General features: G+C 60.6%; 21 protein-coding genes. 7 read left to right on the plus strand and 14 right to left on the minus strand.

The window, feature by feature from the left end; translation table 11 throughout:
• The first annotated feature begins 14 nt into the window (after positions 1-14).
• The 4 genes from JOE62_RS01135 (at position 15) to JOE62_RS01150 (ending at position 2,579) form a co-directional block, all read left to right on the plus strand.
• Complete coding sequence (locus JOE62_RS01135; RefSeq protein ID WP_204719709.1) at positions 15-431, plus strand: PaaI family thioesterase; 417 nt, start codon at positions 15-17, stop codon at positions 429-431.
• A 118-nt stretch (positions 432-549) separates the two neighbouring features.
• Positions 550-828 carry a hypothetical protein gene (locus JOE62_RS01140; RefSeq protein WP_204719711.1) on the plus strand — a complete coding sequence of 93 codons (279 nt, stop codon included), beginning with the start codon at positions 550-552 and terminating at the stop codon, positions 826-828.
• 94 nt (positions 829-922) lie between these two features.
• Positions 923-1,513: a dihydrofolate reductase family protein gene (locus JOE62_RS01145; RefSeq protein ID WP_204719713.1), complete on the plus strand. Its 591-nt coding sequence runs from the start codon at positions 923-925 to the stop codon at positions 1,511-1,513.
• Between the two features lie 7 nt (positions 1,514-1,520).
• The gene (locus JOE62_RS01150; RefSeq protein WP_204719715.1) at positions 1,521-2,579 is read left to right on the plus strand and encodes a PQQ-dependent sugar dehydrogenase; all 1,059 of its coding nucleotides are present in this window, start codon (positions 1,521-1,523) and stop codon (positions 2,577-2,579) included.
• Between the two features lie 128 nt (positions 2,580-2,707).
• Here JOE62_RS01150 and JOE62_RS01155 read toward each other — a convergent pair whose 3' ends face one another.
• Positions 2,708-4,225 carry a succinyl-CoA:acetate CoA-transferase ScpC gene (locus JOE62_RS01155; RefSeq protein ID WP_204719717.1) on the minus strand — a complete coding sequence of 506 codons (1,518 nt, stop codon included), beginning with the start codon at positions 4,223-4,225 and terminating at the stop codon, positions 2,708-2,710.
• A gap of 205 nt (positions 4,226-4,430) precedes the next feature.
• On the minus strand, positions 4,431-4,736 hold the full coding sequence (locus tag JOE62_RS01160) for a type II toxin-antitoxin system RelB family anti-toxin (protein ID WP_052253946.1): 306 nt from the start codon (positions 4,734-4,736) through the stop codon (positions 4,431-4,433).
• A gap of 241 nt (positions 4,737-4,977) precedes the next feature.
• Here JOE62_RS01160 and JOE62_RS01165 point away from each other — a divergent pair, with 241 nt between their 5' ends.
• The gene (locus JOE62_RS01165) at positions 4,978-5,280 is read left to right on the plus strand and encodes a PadR family transcriptional regulator (protein ID WP_204719719.1); all 303 of its coding nucleotides are present in this window, start codon (positions 4,978-4,980) and stop codon (positions 5,278-5,280) included.
• A gap of 9 nt (positions 5,281-5,289) precedes the next feature.
• Positions 5,290-5,676 carry a hypothetical protein gene (locus tag JOE62_RS01170; RefSeq protein WP_204719721.1) on the plus strand — a complete coding sequence of 129 codons (387 nt, stop codon included), beginning with the start codon at positions 5,290-5,292 and terminating at the stop codon, positions 5,674-5,676.
• Between the two features lie 174 nt (positions 5,677-5,850).
• Here JOE62_RS01170 and rplI read toward each other — a convergent pair whose 3' ends face one another.
• The 8 genes from rplI to JOE62_RS01210 all read right to left on the minus strand — a co-directional run bounded on the left by rplI (position 5,851) and on the right by JOE62_RS01210 (position 12,490).
• Entirely contained in the window at positions 5,851-6,309 is a 459-nt protein-coding gene (gene rplI / locus JOE62_RS01175) for a 50S ribosomal protein L9 (protein ID WP_038992777.1), read from the minus strand.
• A gap of 17 nt (positions 6,310-6,326) precedes the next feature.
• Positions 6,327-6,566 (minus strand): 30S ribosomal protein S18, encoded by a 240-nt coding sequence (gene rpsR / locus JOE62_RS01180; protein WP_013350683.1) that lies wholly within the window; start codon positions 6,564-6,566, stop codon positions 6,327-6,329.
• 62 nt (positions 6,567-6,628) lie between these two features.
• Positions 6,629-7,198: a single-stranded DNA-binding protein gene (locus JOE62_RS01185; protein ID WP_013350684.1), complete on the minus strand. Its 570-nt coding sequence runs from the start codon at positions 7,196-7,198 to the stop codon at positions 6,629-6,631.
• Between the two features lie 55 nt (positions 7,199-7,253).
• A complete protein-coding gene (gene rpsF / locus JOE62_RS01190; protein ID WP_038992775.1) occupies positions 7,254-7,550 on the minus strand; it encodes a 30S ribosomal protein S6 in 297 nt (98 codons plus the stop codon).
• 170 nt (positions 7,551-7,720) lie between these two features.
• Entirely contained in the window at positions 7,721-9,817 is a 2,097-nt protein-coding gene (locus tag JOE62_RS01195; protein WP_239543099.1) for an acyltransferase family protein, read from the minus strand.
• A 109-nt stretch (positions 9,818-9,926) separates the two neighbouring features.
• Positions 9,927-10,418, minus strand: a complete 492-nt coding sequence (locus JOE62_RS01200) for a type II toxin-antitoxin system RelB family anti-toxin (RefSeq protein WP_204719723.1) — start codon at positions 10,416-10,418, stop codon at positions 9,927-9,929.
• Positions 10,419-10,558: 140 nt separating this feature from the next.
• Positions 10,559-11,110: an LURP-one-related/scramblase family protein gene (locus JOE62_RS01205; protein ID WP_204719725.1), complete on the minus strand. Its 552-nt coding sequence runs from the start codon at positions 11,108-11,110 to the stop codon at positions 10,559-10,561.
• Positions 11,111-11,209: 99 nt separating this feature from the next.
• Positions 11,210-12,490, minus strand: coding sequence for a M18 family aminopeptidase (locus tag JOE62_RS01210; protein WP_204719727.1), 1,281 nt, complete (start codon positions 12,488-12,490; stop codon positions 11,210-11,212).
• A 240-nt stretch (positions 12,491-12,730) separates the two neighbouring features.
• Here JOE62_RS01210 and JOE62_RS01215 point away from each other — a divergent pair, with 240 nt between their 5' ends.
• Positions 12,731-13,117: a LapA family protein gene (locus JOE62_RS01215; RefSeq protein WP_204719729.1), complete on the plus strand. Its 387-nt coding sequence runs from the start codon at positions 12,731-12,733 to the stop codon at positions 13,115-13,117.
• 70 nt (positions 13,118-13,187) lie between these two features.
• On the opposite strand, the gene JOE62_RS01220 is transcribed toward JOE62_RS01215, so the two are convergent.
• Genes JOE62_RS01220 through JOE62_RS01235 form a run of 4 tightly spaced genes read right to left on the minus strand, consistent with a single transcriptional unit; the run spans position 13,188 to position 16,992 of the window.
• Positions 13,188-13,931: a response regulator gene (locus JOE62_RS01220; protein ID WP_204719731.1), complete on the minus strand. Its 744-nt coding sequence runs from the start codon at positions 13,929-13,931 to the stop codon at positions 13,188-13,190.
• Positions 13,889-15,184, minus strand: coding sequence for a sensor histidine kinase (locus JOE62_RS01225; protein ID WP_204719733.1), 1,296 nt, complete (start codon positions 15,182-15,184; stop codon positions 13,889-13,891). Before JOE62_RS01225 ends, JOE62_RS01220 begins: the two co-directional genes overlap by 43 nt.
• Positions 15,185-15,218: 34 nt before the next feature.
• Entirely contained in the window at positions 15,219-16,061 is an 843-nt protein-coding gene (locus tag JOE62_RS01230; protein ID WP_204719735.1) for an ABC transporter permease, read from the minus strand.
• A gap of 4 nt (positions 16,062-16,065) precedes the next feature.
• Positions 16,066-16,992, minus strand: a complete 927-nt coding sequence (locus tag JOE62_RS01235) for an ABC transporter ATP-binding protein (RefSeq protein WP_204719737.1) — start codon at positions 16,990-16,992, stop codon at positions 16,066-16,068.
• Positions 16,993-17,118 lie beyond the last annotated feature (126 nt).

The raw sequence follows: 17,118 nt of genomic DNA on the forward strand, positions 1-17,118 counted from the left end.
CCAAGGACCAGTAATTGGATAAGCCAGCACCACGGATTCCTGACAAGACCAGCCGATTCAGCGCAAGCATCGGATTGGAATTCGATGGAATCTCTGCCACTGAAGTACGCGGCCACGCGCAATTGGACGAGAACCACCACACTCCGTGGGGAGTGGTCCATGGCGGCGTGTACGCCTCGATGATCGAGAGTGCAGGGTCGGTTGGCGCCAGCTATGCGGTGGCCGAACGCGGGCAATTCGCCGTTGGAGTGCACAATGCCACTGACTTCCTGCGCCCCTCCACCGGGGCGCGGGTCCAGGTGGTCGCCACCGCGCTGTTCCAAGGGCGCACCCAGCAGCTCTGGGAGGTCATCATCACCGATGAAGCCACCGGCAAGCAGCTCTCCCGTGGCCAGCTTCGTACCCAGAATGTGGATTTGCCCAAGGAATGACGTCAAGCAGAAGATTCATAAGATGCGCTTCATGTCCAGCACAGTGAGCGTGCATTTCATGTAGTGCGCCCGCAATGCACAGATGCAGTACTGTCAAAGGCGGGAAGAAGGTGCGCAATTGAAGGTCTCCGCAAATATACTCGTCGGCAAATGTCCGCTGTGGACTTGGGTACTGATGGGATTGGCGCTTGCTTCTGCCCTGGCCCTCATTGACTGGGCAGACACGGGGACGGCAAAACCACTCTGGATGTTCCTCCTGCCCACTGCCTTTGGCTTATTGGGAGGCATCGTGGCTGCGTTGAAGAAGAGCTTTGGATGGGCGCTCATCTCGCTGGCTTTCGGCCTGCTGGTTGTGCAACTGCTATCCGTCGTGGTCACCGTGGTCCAGGGTCCATAACGGTTCCCTGAGAATCCCGCGTCACTGCTTTTCCCTCTGCGAGCACCGGCGTACGGTAGGTGGCATCTAACGCCCGAGCTCCAGGAGGTTCGCCATGAGCGCGACCTATACCTTCGATGTGTTCAGCAGCCTTGATGGCTTCGGCAGTGCCGGAAGCGATTGGGGCGGCTATTGGGGAAAGCAAGGGCCGGAGCTGCTGGCCCATCGGCTCGAACTGTATACGCGAGCATGCCGAGTAGTCTTCGGAGCCAACACCTTCCGCCTCTTCAGCCGCTTCTGGGAAGAAATCGAAATGAATCCCGAGGTGGAAGACGCGTGGGGCGTAGCCTTGCACGACAAGCCCGCCACCGTCATCTCCACCACCTTGGAAGAGCCTCTGAACTGGCCCAACCCCACACTGGAGCGCGCTGATGCACTGGAAGTCGTCGCGCGGCTGAAGGAAACCTCGGATGTGCCGCTGCGCTCCCACGGTTCTCTCGCCATGAACCATTCCCTGCTCGCGGCAGGCCTGGTCGATTTCATCCAAGTGACCATCTTCCCCGTGCTGACCGGGCACAGCGGCTCAGCTCCTGTACTTGGCGGGGTGGACGACTACGACCTGGAACTTGTCGATTCCAAGCTGCTGGACGGCCGGATCCAGGAGTTGACCTATCGTCCGACGCGCCATCAACCAGCACACAGCTAGCAGCACCATGCCTCGCATCCTCTTTCCTTGGACGCTGGTTGGCATGCTCCTGCTCAATGGGTGCGCTGCACCGACCGCCAGCGACCAGCCTGCCAGCACGCCAGCTCCCCTGGCCACCGGTCTGGAAGCCCCCTGGTCAATGGTCTACGCCCAAGGCAGCTTGCTGGTCAGCGAACGGGATTCGGGACGCATCGTGGAAATCCTGGATTCCGGGCAGCATCAGGAAGTCGCTCGGGTCGATGGCGTGGCAGCCCAGGGCGAAGGCGGGTTGCTCGGCTTGGCCTTCCTCGCCCCCGATCAGCTGTACGCCTACTCCACCACGGAATCAGGCAACCGCATCCAGCAGTTCACCGTGCAGGGCACCACGGGAAGCCTTTCGCTCTCGGCACCGCGCACGCTGCTCTCCGCCTTGCCGTCGGCGAGCATCCACAATGGCGGGCGGCTGGCTATCGGCCCCGATGGCATGCTCTATGCCTCCGTCGGGGATGCGGCGGATCCCGAGCAAGCCCAGGACCTCCAGCAATTGGGCGGCAAGATTCTGCGCATGGCACCGGACGGGAGCATCCCAGAAGACAACCCGTTCAAAGGTTCCCATGTCTATAGCTATGGGCACCGCAATGTGCAGGGCATGGCGTGGAGCACGGACGGGACCATGTACGCCAGCGAGTTCGGGCAGAACACCTGGGATGAGCTGAATATCATCGAAGCCGGCGGGAATTACGGCTGGCCGCTGGTTGAGGGATCCGCTGGCACGGCGGATCAGTACATCGACCCGGTCGCGCAGTGGGCGCCGTCCGAGGCGAGTCCGAGTGGAATCGAGATTGTCGACGACACCTTGTACCTCGCGAATCTGCGTGGACAGCTATTGCGCAGCGTCCGCCTGGATTCACCCTCCGACCAAGAGGAACTGCTGAAGGGGGAACACGGAAGACTGCGCGATGCGTTGCTGTCAGAGAATGGGGACCTTCTGATCTTGACCAACAATACCGACGGCCGCGGCAATCCGGCTCCCCAAGATGATCAGATCGTACGCATCAAGGTCGCAACACATTCGCCAACTGGATAAGCCGCGCATCTGCAACTCGCAAGCGCGCGAATTCTGTCTCAAGGAATCCACGTAGTTGGTTCTCGCTCGCGGCAAAGGCGGAGGGCCGGCACCGTGGTGCCGGCCCTCCGCCTTTGATCCGGGCCAGCCTAGTTGGCCGGACGCATGTCTCCGGTCTGCCGGAAGCGCTCATGCCAGGACAGCGCCTCGCCCAGCAGGTGCGGGGTGTGCTTGCCGTAGCTCTCCTTGCAGGCGCGGTCGAAGTAGTCCTGCAGCATCGGGCGGTACTCCGGGTGGGCGCAATTGTCGATGACAGTCTGCGCACGCTGCTTTGGCGAGTGGCCGCGCAGGTCGGCCAGGCCCTGCTCGGTAATCAGGATCATGGTGTCGTGCTCGGTGTGGTCCACATGCGAAGCAAAAGGAACGATGCCCGAGATCTTGCCGCCCTTGGCGGTGGATGGGGACATGAACACGGACAGGTAGCCGTTGCGGGCGAAGTCGCCCGAACCGCCGATGCCGTTCATCACGTGCGAGCCGAGCACGTTGGTGGAGTTCACGTTGCCGTAGATGTCGGCTTCGATCATGCCGTTCAGCGCAATGCAGCCCAGGCGGCGGATAATCTCCGGGTGGTTGGAGATCTCCTGGGCGCGCAGCAGGATGCGCTTGCGGTAATGGTCGACGTTGCGGTTGAATTCCTCGATGCCCTCCGAGGACAGCGAGAAGCTGGTGGCGGAGGCGAACTCGATGGTGCCGTCCTTGATCAGCTCCAGCATGCCGTCCTGGATGACCTCGGTGTAGGCGGTCAGGCCCTTGTAGCCGCCGCGGGACAGGCCGGCCAGCACGGCGTTGGCGATATTGCCTACGCCCGACTGCAGAGGCAGCAGCTTCTCGGACAGGCGTCCGGCGCGGATCTCGGAATCAAGGAAGGTCAGCAGGTGATCCGCGATCTTCTCGCTGGTCTCGTCCACTGGCGCGAAGGGGCTCAGGCGGTCAGGTGCGTCGGTTTCCACGACGGCGACGATCTTGTTCACGTCGACGTCCATGTACTGCTGTCCGATGCGGTCGCGCACGGTTCTCAGGTCGATCGGCTTGCGGTGCGGTGGGAGCGCGGTGCCGTAGTAGACGTCGTGCATGCCTTCCATGGCCGCTGACTGCTGGCTGTTGACCTCGATAATGACCTTGTCGGCCATTTCCAGCCAGGTCTTGTTATTGCCTACTGAGCTGGAAGGGATCAAGGCGCCCTCGGCGGTGACGCCGACAACCTCGACGATGGCCAGGTCGATCTTGCCGTAAAAGCCGAACCAGGCGTGCTGGGCCACATGGGACAGGTGGATGTCCATGTACTCCATGTTGCCGTCGTTGATCCGGCGGCGCAGCTCGGGATCGGACATGTACGGCAGGCGCAGGTTCATGCCCTCTGCCTTGGCCAGTACGCCATCCAGTTCAGGGGCGGTGGAAGCGCCGGTCAGCACGTTGATCTTGAAGTCCTTGCCGGCAGCGTGCTGACGCTCCATCTGCGCGGCCAGTGCCCCGGGCACTGCTTTCGGGTATCCAGCACCGGTAAAGCCGCTCATGGCTACGGTCATGCCCGGCTTGATGAACTCGGCAGCCTGCTCAGCGCTCATCAAGCGATCAGCAAAGGCCCGGTGGTGAATACGTTCGTGCAAAATAACCCCTTTAGAACTTCCTTGTGATGCAGGTCTATAACCTGCATCTCACCGGAATACTTTAGCGGGTTCGGCGCAGTGACTCAGACCTCACCGGGCGCTTCTGCGCGATGGGTGGCATATTTGTCGACGAGCTGGGCTCAATTTGCGCTGACCGGTCGGCCGGGAAAATCCGCGCGGCAATTGTTGCGGGCCGGTGGGATCGCTAGCCGATTTCGGCGTGCATGTCCTTGAGGATCGCCCGCACTTGCAAGCGGGCGCCCATGGCCTCTGCGTAGCGGCGCAAGGTCGCCAACTGGACCCGATCCAGGTCGCCGGTCTCCATGCGGGCAATGCGGTCGACACTCAGCTTCAGCGCGCCAGCCAGCTCAACCTGGCTCAGCTCTGCTTCTTCGCGCAGTGCACGCAACGACAGCCGCCGGGACTCGACCTGGACACGGCGCTGATGCTCTGCAACGGCTTCGCGTTGGGCCTCGGTCAAGACTTCAGGATCGGCATACGCAAAACCCATTTGTTCCACCGTTTCTCTCGATCATGCTGGCTTTGGACGTACTCATCTTTGAGGCTATTGCTGCAAATTGGCCAAGCCAATGATTATGACGCATTGGACGCAAGACGATCTGGTGAAATGTTAGCCACTTCTAAGTGACCATGACCAGTTCCGGCTCGGAATTGAATCGCCGGATGCTGCTAAGCCACGATCATCCGAACGAAGGATAGAAATGCACCTATGTAGGATTCATACTTAAGTCATGTCACAGAGCAGAGTACTTCCACAGGTGAAGCGTTCCATGCTTCCGGTCGTTCTTCTAAGCTTCCTGGCAGAAAAACCCGAACACGGATACTCCATGCTGGCTAAGCTCGAAGAGCTCGGAGTGCCTGGCATCAAGAGCGGGACTTTATACCCACTGCTTCGAACCATGGAAGAGTCCGGGGACATCGTCTCCGACTGGCAAATCACCGCTCGCGGACCCGCACACAAAATCTTCGAAATCACCAAGCAGGGTCATCAGACCTTGAAATCAGTCAAAAACTGGTTAGAACAGTTCAACTAGGAGCCTTCCATGGAAAGTAACCTCAAAACCTACATCGACGAACTGCGCTACAGCCTTTCACTACGAAACGTGGATACGGCCACCATCCGCGATATAGCCAGAGAGGTCGAGTCCGAAGCCACCAGCTACGAAGACGCGACAGCCAACTTTGGATCTCCTGCAGAATATGCGGAGTCCTTTCCCGCGACAGCATCTCCAAAGAGCCACTCTGCCTTCATTCTCGTAGGCGTGGCCTTAGGTTTTCTTTGGGCTTTGCTGGCGATATTCCTACGGGATCGCGAAACAATGGCTTTCTCCGGATGGGCGATCACCTGGTTACCTGCATTCGGATTTTTCGTGGCAGGAATCATCACAGATTTCTCTCGTTCGCTGATGCGGTCTCGCGCCAGCCGGTAAGCGCCGAAAGCGTGAACGAACTCAAGATTCTGAATTGGCTTTGAGCCTATTCGAAGGTGGAACTTGCTATTCGTTGACCCGGAGGCCCAAAGAAATCCGGTTAACGCCAAGAGGTGGCGTGCACTCCTTGCGGAGCGCACGCCACCTCTTGATCAGAAGCGGAGTCTGGAAGACTTACTTCTTGGCAGCAGCTACAACCTGCAGGCGCAGGTTTGCAACAACGTCCTCGTGTACGCGAACGGTTGCGGTGTAGTTGCCAGTCGACTTGATGTGGTCGTTGACCTCGATGTTGCGCTTGTCGATCTTGCCCAGACCGGCAGCCTCGACGGCAGCAGCAATGTCGGTGGTCTTGACGGTGCCGAACAGGCGACCGTTCGAGCCAGCCTTGATGGTGATCTTCACCGGCTGGGACTTCAGCTTGGCTGCAAGTTCCTGAGCTTCCTCAAGGTTTGCAACAGCGCGAGCAGCACGTGCAGCCTTGATCGACTCCACCTGCTTCTCACCGCCCTGGGTCCAGACGATTGCGAAGCCGCGTGGCAGCAGGTAGTTACGGGCGTAGCCGTTCTTTACCTCGACAATATCGCCAGCAGCACCGAGACCGGATACTTCGTGAGTCAGAATGATCTTTGCCATTTTGCTATCCCTCTTCCTTAGCCGCGGCCAGCGCCGGAGTAAGGCAACAGGGCAACTTCACGTGCGTTCTTGATTGCCTGTGCGATCTTGCGCTGTTCCTGGACGGAAACGCCAGTTACACGACGAGCGCGGATCTTACCGCGGTCGGAGATGAACTTGCGCAGCAGTGCGGTGTCCTTGTAGTCGATGACGGTGATGTCAGCGGCCTTCAATGGGTTGGACTTTGGTTTGGGCTTACGGATTTCAGCCTTAGCCATCGTGGAGCTCCTTTAGCTTTGGAGCCCGCAGAGTGATCTGCGGGATGGTGAATAAATATTGTTTAGAAAGGTGGTTCGTCTGCGCCCGGGTTGCCCCAGCCGCCACCGTTGTTTCCGCCGGTGCTCCATGGGTCAGCGGCTGGAGCATTCCATCCGCCACCCTGCTGCGGCTGCTGCTGACGCGGAGCCTGCGCTGGTGCACTTTGCTGCGGTGCGTTGGAGAAGCCTCCACCACCGTTGCCGAAGCCGCCGTTGCCACCGCCGGAGCGCTGGGTACGGGTGACCTTGGCCGACGCGAAACGGAGCGATGGGCCGATTTCATCGACTTCAAGCTCCATGACGGTGCGACGTTCGCCTTCCTTGGTGTCGTAAGAACGTGAACGCAGGCGACCCTGGGCGATGACGCGCATGCCCTTGGTCAGCGTCTCGGCAACGTTCTCTGCAGCTTCGCGCCACACCGATGCGCGCAAGAACAGGGCTTCCCCGTCCTTCCACTCATTGGACTGGCGGTCAAACGTGCGAGGAGTCGAAGCGATCGTGAAGTTCGCTACGGCTGAACCGGATGGCGTGAAACGCAGCTCCGGATCGGCAGTCAGGTTTCCGATAACGGTAATAACAGTCTCGCCTGCCATTGACTCTCCTTAGAAAGATTGAACGTTAATTCCTACGACGGAAGGTTGCGCGTAATTAAACGCGTGCCTCTTCCGGACGGGTGACCTTGTGGCGCAGGATCAGCTCGTTGATCTTCAGCTGGCGCTCAAGCTCAGCGGAAGCGGCTGGTTCTGCGGTGTAGTTCACCACTACGTAAGTGGCTTCTGCCTTCTTCTTGATCTCGTAAGCCATCTTGCGACGACCCCAGACATCAACCTTTTCGATGGTGCCACCGTTGGAGCGAACAACCTCGAGGTACTTCTCGATGGTTGGCTCTACGGTGCGGTCATCGACCTCTGGATCAATGAGGACCATAAGTTCATAAGCACGCATGTGAACCCACCTCCTTTGGGCTAAACGGTCGCGGTATTTCCGCAACAGGAGGTTCTTGCGTTATCTGCGCACCAGACACCCAACTTTCGGGCATGCAGTGGCACAGACCTTCCAATCCTACCCGAGAGACCCGAACTTGCATAAGGCTTGGTGTCCTAGATCATGCCCGGCTACTTGGAACTCAGGGCAGCCTCGATCCTTTCCCCGAAGATCGGGGCCAAGGTGCGCATGTAGGTATCGCTGATGTGGTGCTTGTCCCGGTAGACCAAGACATTCCCCACCACTGCCGGGCACGTTCCGTCCACACAGAAGTAGTCGCTGAAGTCGAGCACCTCGACGCGCGGTTCCAGTTCGGCGGCCTGCTTGGTGGCGTCGCCCTTTTCGTAGGCTCCCGCTTCAGGGAAGGAGCATTTGCCTGGATCCTGCACGTTTTCCTCTACGCAGTCCCGCGCATAGGAATTCTGCGGTGGACGCGGGGTATCGACAATGGCATAGACCGGCAGGCCCGCGTCTTCCAACGCGGACCACGTCGTGGCCAGACCCTGTGCCGCATTGGTAGTGAACGTGGCACCTCCCCAGTTCGCGGTGATCACCGCGTTGATGTCACCGCGCGAGGTCAACGCATCCATGGTCTGGTCGATGGCTTCTTCGCAGTTGATGCTGCCATCCCGGTCCGCCTTGCGCTGGGCGTCGGAGAATGGGCAGGAATTCTTCAGGTAGGTCACCACCTTCCAGCCCTTGGTTTGTGCGTAGCCGCTGACGGCTTCGAACCAGTGCGCGGCGTGGGAGTCCCCGACCAGCGCCACGGTGTAGCTGGCATCCTCACTGCCGAATTCGCACTCCTTGATCTGCGTGGACTTCGGCTCCTGGACGCAATCCCCCAGCTCGGGCTGGTCTTCGGCGGCCGTGGCCGGCAGCGGAACCACCTGCCGGTGGCCGGCAAGGAACGCCGGTGCACCCTGGTCAACGGAGGCCGCGCCGAAACCAGTTGGCGGGTTTTGCATCATGGCACCCAGCTCGTGCTGCTCCTTTGCCACAAGTTGCTGCTGCATGGTGCCCGGCAAGAGCGCGATGGACGCCGCCAGCCCGACCATCACAGCCCCGGCAAGCAGGGAGCGGGCCGGCGAACTGGCGATCGGACGGAAGTGGCGCGCCGGGGTTTCGACCCACGTCAAGCTGGCCCAGGCCAACAGCAGGGAACCTGCCAGCAACGCCAGCGACTGCATCGGCCCGGGCTCGCTGCCCGCCAGTTCGATGTAGAACACGATTAGCGGCCAATGCCACAAGTACAGCGAATACGAAGCGAGGCCTACCCACTGAACGGGAGCCCAGTTCACCAAGGGATGCAACGATCCAGGGCCCCGCGTGCTGCCCGCGGCGATCACCACGGCGCAGCCAAGAACCGGGATGGTGGCCGCGATGCCCGGGAAGACCGTCTGGGCGTTGTAGCTGAAAGCAGCGAAGCAGATCGCTGCCAAGGCCGCGAGCACGGCAAGGTTTCTCGTCGGCCAGCTGGTAACCCACGCCGGGAGCTTCAAGGCTCCGTTGGCGTGCGCCTGCACTGCCAAGGCCAGCAGTCCACCGACGGCCAGTTCCCAAATGCGCGTGGTGGTGATGAAGTATCCGGCGCTATTGCCTGAGTAGCCGGCAAATGCAGAGTACCCCAAAGACAAGAGCGCGACGGCCCCGAACATGATCCAGAGCATGCGGCGGCGCGGTGCAAAGGCATCGCCGCCACTGGTGCCCGTACCTGGCTTGGCGATCAGGCAGGCGGCCAGAACCAGCAACGGCCAGAACAGGTAGAACTGCTCTTCGACGCCCAAGGACCAGAAGTGCTGCAAAGGCCCGGGAGCCTGGTCTGCAGCCAGGTAATCGACGGAGTCGGCGGCGAGCACCCAGTTCTGCACCGAGAAGGCAGAGGCGATGGCTTGGGTGCCCAACTCGCCCCACTGGGTCTTAGGCAGGATCAGGAAACTTGCCACGACCACTGCGAGGATCACCAGCATGGCTGCCGGGAGAATTCTCCTCGCGCGACCGGCAAAGAAACTTGGAAGGCTGACCCGCCCGGTGCGTTCGGCCTCACGCAGCAGGTGCGAGGTAATCAAGAACCCCGAGATGACGAAGAAAATGTCGACGCCGATATAGCCGCCCGGAACCACTGATGGCTCAAGGTGATAGGCCACGACCAGCAGAACCGCCAAGGCGCGTAGCGCTTGGATCTCCGGACGGAAATTCTTGACCTGCAGGGAAATCGAACTCATAGTCATTGATCAGACCAGCAGGGGGTAAACGGCAGGTTATCAACGGGCAACAGGCACTCTAACGACCCGTGGGAGCCTCATGAGCGGTCCGAGGTTCCCGCTTCAGAACAAACCGCTAGCTCAGAAGTTTCCGATTCGCCCTGGACAACGGGTACTTGGCATCAAGCTTGGAATCGAGGCTCAACCGGAAGACAGCTTCAAGCAGCAATTGCCCGACGCCCCAGTAGACCGGGATCAGCAACCAGATGTACCAGCCGAAGTTGCCGGTGGTTGCCAAGATGACCGTGCCGAAGGTGACCAGGATGCCCAGCCCGCGGAAGACGAGCAGGATCCCCTTCGTGACCGAATCCCGCCGTTCTTGATCTGCTTGGGTGCGAGCTTCGAGCCCATCCACTGCCTCAGAGAATTTGGGGGTTTGGACGCTTGCGAAGAGGTCTCCAACCGGCACCTCCAGTACTTTGGCGACCAGCGAAAGAGTTTCCAAGCTCGCGTCATTTCCGGCTTCGAGCCGTTGGACTGTTCTGACAGTAACGCCGCTCTCTGCAGCTAGACGTTCTTGCGTCCAGCCCTTGACCCGGCGAAGCTGTGCGATGCGTGATTCATTCACGGCACTAACGCTAGCCAATGGCTTGACGAAAGCACCACGACATCAACACGAAAGTTACCCGACTGCAACACGACAGCACCTTAAAACCAAGGTTGGCCTGATGAAAAGAAATATTCCTGGAAGCGACTATTTCGGTCCAGTCAGGAATTGCGCTGTTGCTTCTCACGGATCAAATCCAGCGCCAGCACCGAACCGATCACTGCTTGGCGTTGCTGCCTTGTGAGGTTTTCGGCCAAGCGCACGGCGTAGGTTGACTTCCCCATCAACGCGTTGCCCATTCCGGACCATTCCCTGGTCACGGTTCCCAGCACTCCCCCGGGACCGGTGATCTGGAAGTCGAAGTCCCAGATGCTGCCCAACAGCTCGAGCTCTTCGCCCAGCATCGAGATGGAAACCTTTGTCTTGAAGAAGGTAATCCTCTTGACCAAGCTGGCCAGCGGGGAACCATTGCCGTCAAGGATTTCGAATCGATCGCGGCCCATGGTCATCGTGTCCTTGACGACGATCACCGGATTATCCGGGCCATCGAAGACAGTAAGTTCGCGAGCCCCAACGAACATGCGCCCCAGCGTGCTTCCGCCGGTATCTACGTGGGCAATTTGCATCCCGGAGGAATCCAGAATCGCGAAGTCGTTCTTCGAGAAGTTCTTCGTCTGCTGGAAGATCAACGTGTTCTGGCTGAAGATCGTCATGGTGCCGATTATGCCACCGATCAGGCGCGGCGGACGAGGTTCGAGCCGGGACACGGAAAGCCGGCCCGCAGGCCGGCTTTCCGCAATGCCATGCCTAGCCTAGGCTCCGAAGAACTCGCTAGAGACCTTGGACAGGTACCACGGGTCGTCGACGCCGCACATCTCTCGGGCGGAGTGCATGGACAGCAGCGCCACACCCACGTCAAGGGTGCGGATGCCCAGCCGGGTTGCGGTCAGCGGGCCGATGGTCGAACCGCATGGTACGCGGTTGTTGGATACGAACTCCTGGTAGGGAACTCCAGCGGCCTCGCACCAGTTGGCGAATGCGGCAGCACCGACCGCATCGGTGGCATAGCGCTGGTTGGCGTTGATCTTCAGCAACGGACCGGCATTCAGCTGCGGGCGGTTGGCCGGATCGTGTCGCTCCGGGTAGTTCGGGTGAACCGCGTGGCCGGCATCCGCAGACAGGCATACCGAATTCGACAGCGCACGGGCGGTGTCTTCAACCCCTGCGCCCATGGATGCCTGGATGCGGTTGATCAGTTCTTCCAGGAAGGGGCCGCAGGCGCCCGAGCGCGAGGACGAACCCAGTTCCTCGTGGTCGAAGGCGGCAAGCATGGCAATGCGGTTGCCTGCTGGTTTGCGCGAATGTCCAATCAATGCGATCAGGCCTGCATGCACCGAGGAGAGGTTATCCAGGCGGGAGCCGGCGAAGAAGTTCTTGCCTTCGCCGAAGACCTCGCCGCGCTGTGCTGGTGCGGTCAGGATGTCGTAGCCGGCGACCTGTGCCGGGTCGACACCTGCAGACTTCGCCAGGATCGCCAGGATGTCGGCATCCGCAAGGTCACCGGCGCCGAAGATCGGATTGGTGTGGGTCTGCTTGTCCAATGCCAGGCCCTCATTGACCTGGCGGTCCAGGTGGATGGCCAGCTGCGGAATGCGCAGGATCGGTTCAGTCTGGGCCAGGTGCTCGGATCCATCCTTGAGCACCAGTCGGCCGGCAAGCACCAGTTCGCGGTCCAGCCAGGAGTTCAGCAGCGGTCCGCCGTAGACTTCAACTCCTGCCTGCCACCAGCCGTTGGAGCCAGTGGTCGGCTTCGGCTTGAGCTTGAAGCCCGGCGAGTCGGTGTGGGCACCGAGGATATGGAAACCGCTCGTTGCGGTGGCAGCTTCTGGCTGCACCCACGCGATGATCGCACCGTCGCGGACCACGTAGTAGGAGCCCGGGCCAAGGTTCCACGCCTGCTTCTCGTCCAGCGCCGTGAATCCAACAGCGTCCAGGCGCTTCGCTGCCGAGGCGGCGGCGTGGTAGCTCGATGGCGAGGTTGCGACGTATTCGGCCAGATCTGCAATGTGGGCCATTGCTGCGGCTTGTGCCATGGCTGGTTGCTCACTTCTTTCTGTCAAGAGATGTTTGTCAGACGGTTCTTCAGGTTTTGGTTCCCGCCTGAAAAGTCGAGTTGCCTCCCAGCTTAGTAGCCTGAACCACATTTGCTGGTGTCCGACTGGACCTCCAGCCTTGCTGGCAACCTGAGATATACCCATATCTTTAGCTTGACTTGGGGCCTAGCTCTCGAGGATGCTGAAAGCAGTCCCGGAGACAAGGAAAGCGAGTTCATCATGGCTACAGCCGATCGAACACCAGAACAAAACGAGATTCCAGCAAACTCACCCGAAGGCGAGCTGGAGACTACCTTGCCGATGGATTCCAAGGTCCAGCAGTCCGAACCTGCCGGCACAAACAAGCTTCCAGCCACAAGGCTGGGCCGCATCTGGACCGCCACGATCTTCGGGTTGATCGTGCTGATCCTGCTGATCATCTTCATTGCCCAGAACCAGGATCAGGTGACGCTGAACTACTTCGCTTATCAGGGACAGGTCAACCTCGGTCTGGCATTATTCTTCGCCGCAATTGGCGGCGCCCTCGTGGTGGCAATCGCCGGGGTGGCCCGCGTGATCCAGCTGCGCGCCACCGCGAAGAAGCGGAGCAAGGACAAAAAGCGCTAGTAAACTTCACGGCCGCCGGGCGAACCCGAATGGGTTTCGCCCGGCGGCCGTTTTGCTACCCAGACGCCGCCTAGTAATCCAGGCCCTGGGATGGAATGACCAGCCCGGTCTCATAGGCGTACACGACCGCTTGGACGCGGTCGCGAAGGTGCAATTTGGTCAGGATGCGCCGCACGTGGGTTTTCACCGTCGCTTCGGACAGGAAGAACCGGTGGGCGATCTCGGCGTTGGACAGCCCCTCGGCGAGCGCACGCAGCACTTCCTGCTCACGCGGGGTGAGGTCATCAAGCAGCGGGTCGTGCGGAGTCTCGGCCGGCTGGCTGCGGTTCCCGGCGCCACCGTTGCGCACATAGGTTTCCAGCAGGCGGGCGGTCACCCGCGGTGCCACGACTGCGTCGCCGGAAGCTACCAGGCGCACCGCTTGGACCAGCTCTTCCGGGGCGACATCCTTGAGCAGGAATGCGCTGGCTCCTGCCTGCAGGCCCGAGAAGGCGTATTCGTCCAGGTCAAAGGTCGTCAGGATGATGATCTTCGTTTCCGGGTAGTCCTTGGCGATGCGTTCGGTGGCTTCCAGGCCATCCATCTTGGGCATGCGCACGTCCATCAGGACCACATCGGGTTTCAGCGCCGCAGTCTGGGCCAATGCATCGAGACCGTCGACAGCTTCCCCGGCGATGACGATATCCTCCTCGCCTTCGAGGATGAGGCGGAATCCCATGCGCAGCAGGGGTTGGTCATCGACCAGCAGGACCTTGATTTTCTCTTCCACGCTTATTCCTTCACTGCCTTCCGGCTCTTGTTCTGCAAGCTGCATTCGGGGAGCTGCAGGACCGCTTTGACGATCCATCCACCGCTGGCTACTGGTCCGGCATCTACCGTTCCGCCAAAGAGCGCCGCGCGTTCGCGCATGCCGCGCAGACCTCGCCCGCTGCCGACGCTCGGAACTCTCGTTGCATCGCCGTTGTCCATGATTTCCATGCGCAGTTCCCCGCGGCGCTGTTCCAGGCGCACCTGGACATCACTTACGTTACGGGCATAACGCAAGGAATTGGTCAAGGACTCCTGGATGATGCGGAAGACCGTCAGCTGGAAGGTGGTGTCTTCCGGCAGCGGATCACCCGTATGCGCATAGGTGACCGGCAGGCCTGCGGTACGGAATCCTTCGAGCAATTGCTCCACGTTGCCGCCAGTAGGCTGCGGAGCGAGCTCCCCGGATTCTTCTTGGCGCAGCACGCCGAGCATGCGGCGCATATCTGCCAGGGCGGCGCGACCGGTTCCGGAAAGCTCGTTGAGCACTTCATCGGCGCGGGCTTGATCCCGTTTGGCCACCACCCGCGCCCCCTCGGACAGGGCAATCATCACCGACAGCGAATGGGCAACCACGTCATGCATTTCGCGGGCAATGCGGTTGCGCTCTTGCACCTGGGCCAGTACGGAAACCTGCGAAGCCCAGTGATTCAGCTCAGCTTCGTGGATGCGCGCGTTGCGCACGTTCATGCCCACTGCTGCAGCGGCGATGTAGAAGCCGATGATGAAACTGCCCGAGACCGCGATGATGACGCGGGTGAAGATCGTTTCATCGATTCCATCCTGAGGGTCGAATTCCATGCCGGTCATGTCCGGGAAGCCCATCAGCACCATCAGGACGGTTTGGAAGCTTCCGGCCAGGATGGACAGCGGGATGGTCCGCTTCGCCGAATAGCTGGTGGCGACGGTATACAGGGCGATGATCATGCCTACCCCGCCCAGACCGCCCTGCGGTCCAGCAATCACCAGGGCCAGACACTCGAAGAGGAACACCAGGATGATCACCGTCATCGGCGCCCTGAGCCGGTAGAGCAGGGCGGCGCTGACGGCGAGGGTGACGACCAACAGACCGGTCGCATTGGATTCGGGCATTGCCGCCACCACCAAAACGCCTGGCAACGTGAGCAGCAGGTAGATGACTACCGCACCGATGACCACCAAGCGCGGGTGGGTACGCAAATAGCGGCGTATCCGGCCCATCCGCTTGGCGGCCAGTTCATCGAAGGTAACCACAGTTTCCTGCAGCGTCGGTTGGCTCATGCTTCCAGTCTAGTTTTCTCGGTGACGCTCTGGACTATTTGACGTCCCGCTTGGCCAGCAGGACCGCACCCAGCGCCAGCGGAAGCACAATCCAGCCTGCGACGCCCAGCAGCTGCTGCCAGCTTTCCAAGTCGGTGACGACGCTCGAAGGCGTCGCCAACGCCATGCCCAGCTGGTCGGGGGTGAACTTCGCGATGTGCTGTGCCCAGTCGGTGATGCTGGTCAGGATGGAAAGGATGATCGGCAAGACGAAGAACAGGGCAGCGAGGCTGGTGATGCCTCCAGCCGAATTGCGCAGCATCATCCCGAGCGCCAAACCGATCAGCGCCGCCATGGCCACCGCAAGCGCCCCGCACCAGAGAACCCGCTGGAAGGCGTCGCTGCCGAAATCCAGGTCCATCTGGTAGTTGTCGGCAATCGGCTTGCTGACGGCGAAGGCCAGAAGCGAGCTGACGATCTGGACGGCGGCTGTCACGACGGTGATCAGGATGGTCTTGGCAGCCAGCACGCGCAGGCGCTGCGGGCTGGCGAGGAATGTGCTCACCGCTGAACCGGTGGTGAATTCCCCGCTGAAAAGCAGGACACCGAGCACGCCGAGGATCAGTTGGCTGAAGACCAGGCCCGAACCGATGAGCTCGGAGGCGAATCCCGGAGCCGCCAGGTCCTCCATGCCCGGCATCTGCTCCATGCCGCCCATGCTGGCCCGCAGCGATCCGATGCCCCAAGTGCCGATGGCCGCGATGGCCGCATAGAGCACGATGGCCAGCAGAATCAGGATGCGGGTGGAATTCAGGGAGAAGAAACGGATGGATTCGCTGCGCAGCACGCCGAAGAGGGAGACCTTGCCGCGCGGTGCGGTTGCTAATTTCTCAGACATGTCTTTACTTCCCGCCGCCAGTCTCGGCAACATTACTCGAGTGGTATTCGACGGCATCACGGGTCAATTCCATGTAGGCGTCTTCCAGGGTGCGCTGCAGCGGACGCAGTTCGCTGAGCACCACACCGTATTCCAGTGCGCGACGGCCAATGGTCTGCGAATCGGGACCGGTGACTTCCACGCCATGCTCGTCGATCCGGCGCAGCTGGACGCCGTCGCCGTTCAGCGCGTTCATCAGCACCTCAATGTCTGCTGAACGCACAATTGTCTGGTCAAGGCCGTTATCGATGAATTCACTGATCGGTGCATCGGCCATGATCCGGCCACGGCCAATCACAATCAAGTGATCCGCGGTCTGGGCCATTTCGCTCATCAGGTGGGAGGAAATCAACACGGTTTTGCCTTCGGCAGCCTGCTGGCGGGCCAGATTGCGGACCCACGCCACGCCTTCGGGATCCAGCCCGTTGACCGGCTCATCGAGGATCAGCACCTGCGGATCTCCCAGCAGGGCGGTGGCAATGCCAAGCCGCTGGCCCATGCCCAGCGAGAAGCCGCCGACTTTCTTGCGCTGGACGCTGGACAAGCCGGTCAGTTCCAGCACTTGGTGCACTCGGGAAACCGGCAATCCTGCAGTAGCCGCCATGGCACGCAAATGCGCCAGCGGCGTCAGGGACTTGTGGACCGATTTAGCTTCCAGCAGGGTGCCGACTTCGGTCAGCGGATGCCTAGACTTCTTGAAATCGCGCCCGTTGACCAGCACTTCTCCACTGGTAGGCGCTGCCAATCCCACGATCATGCGCATGGTGGTGGATTTGCCGGCGCCGTTGGGGCCGAGGAACCCGGTCACCATCCCCGGCTGCACCGTGAACGATGCATTATCGACCACGGTTTTTCCACCGTATTTCTTCGTCAACTGCTGAGCCTGGATCATGCTTCCAGCCTAGAGACTTGGCGTCCAGCTATCACCGCCCGCAATGCTGATTTAGGGCTCACCCGAAAGGGTGAGGGCAGCTGGGCCAATCGTGGGTCCATGCACCATATGGTGCATGGACCCGCG

The organism is Glutamicibacter nicotianae, from assembly GCF_016907615.1.
GTDB classification, from domain to species: domain Bacteria; phylum Actinomycetota; class Actinomycetes; order Actinomycetales; family Micrococcaceae; genus Glutamicibacter; species Glutamicibacter nicotianae.

What these genes read in the sequence shown, in the direction of transcription:
- JOE62_RS01165 (WP_204719719.1), top strand. Translation starts at nt 4,978, where the DNA reads ATGTCACAGAGCAGAGTACTTCCACAGGTGAAGCGTTCCATGCTTCCG.
- JOE62_RS01235 (WP_204719737.1), bottom strand. Translation starts at nt 16,992, where the DNA reads ATGATCCAGGCTCAGCAGTTGACGAAGAAATACGGTGGAAAAACCGTG.
- JOE62_RS01220 (WP_204719731.1), bottom strand. Translation starts at nt 13,931, where the DNA reads ATGCAGCTTGCAGAACAAGAGCCGGAAGGCAGTGAAGGAATAAGCGTG.
- JOE62_RS01225 (WP_204719733.1), bottom strand. Translation starts at nt 15,184, where the DNA reads ATGAGCCAACCGACGCTGCAGGAAACTGTGGTTACCTTCGATGAACTG.
- JOE62_RS01205 (WP_204719725.1), bottom strand. Translation starts at nt 11,110, where the DNA reads ATGACGATCTTCAGCCAGAACACGTTGATCTTCCAGCAGACGAAGAAC.
- JOE62_RS01150 (WP_204719715.1), top strand. Translation starts at nt 1,521, where the DNA reads ATGCCTCGCATCCTCTTTCCTTGGACGCTGGTTGGCATGCTCCTGCTC.
- JOE62_RS01230 (WP_204719735.1), bottom strand. Translation starts at nt 16,061, where the DNA reads ATGTCTGAGAAATTAGCAACCGCACCGCGCGGCAAGGTCTCCCTCTTC.
- JOE62_RS01160 (WP_052253946.1), bottom strand. Translation starts at nt 4,736, where the DNA reads ATGGGTTTTGCGTATGCCGATCCTGAAGTCTTGACCGAGGCCCAACGC.
- JOE62_RS01145 (WP_204719713.1), top strand. Translation starts at nt 923, where the DNA reads ATGAGCGCGACCTATACCTTCGATGTGTTCAGCAGCCTTGATGGCTTC.
- JOE62_RS01215 (WP_204719729.1), top strand. Translation starts at nt 12,731, where the DNA reads ATGGCTACAGCCGATCGAACACCAGAACAAAACGAGATTCCAGCAAAC.
- rplI (WP_038992777.1), bottom strand. Translation starts at nt 6,309, where the DNA reads ATGGCAAAGATCATTCTGACTCACGAAGTATCCGGTCTCGGTGCTGCT.
- JOE62_RS01195 (WP_239543099.1), bottom strand. Translation starts at nt 9,817, where the DNA reads ATGACTATGAGTTCGATTTCCCTGCAGGTCAAGAATTTCCGTCCGGAG.
- rpsR (WP_013350683.1), bottom strand. Translation starts at nt 6,566, where the DNA reads ATGGCTAAGGCTGAAATCCGTAAGCCCAAACCAAAGTCCAACCCATTG.
- JOE62_RS01210 (WP_204719727.1), bottom strand. Translation starts at nt 12,490, where the DNA reads ATGGCACAAGCCGCAGCAATGGCCCACATTGCAGATCTGGCCGAATAC.
- rpsF (WP_038992775.1), bottom strand. Translation starts at nt 7,550, where the DNA reads ATGCGTGCTTATGAACTTATGGTCCTCATTGATCCAGAGGTCGATGAC.
- JOE62_RS01170 (WP_204719721.1), top strand. Translation starts at nt 5,290, where the DNA reads ATGGAAAGTAACCTCAAAACCTACATCGACGAACTGCGCTACAGCCTT.
- JOE62_RS01185 (WP_013350684.1), bottom strand. Translation starts at nt 7,198, where the DNA reads ATGGCAGGCGAGACTGTTATTACCGTTATCGGAAACCTGACTGCCGAT.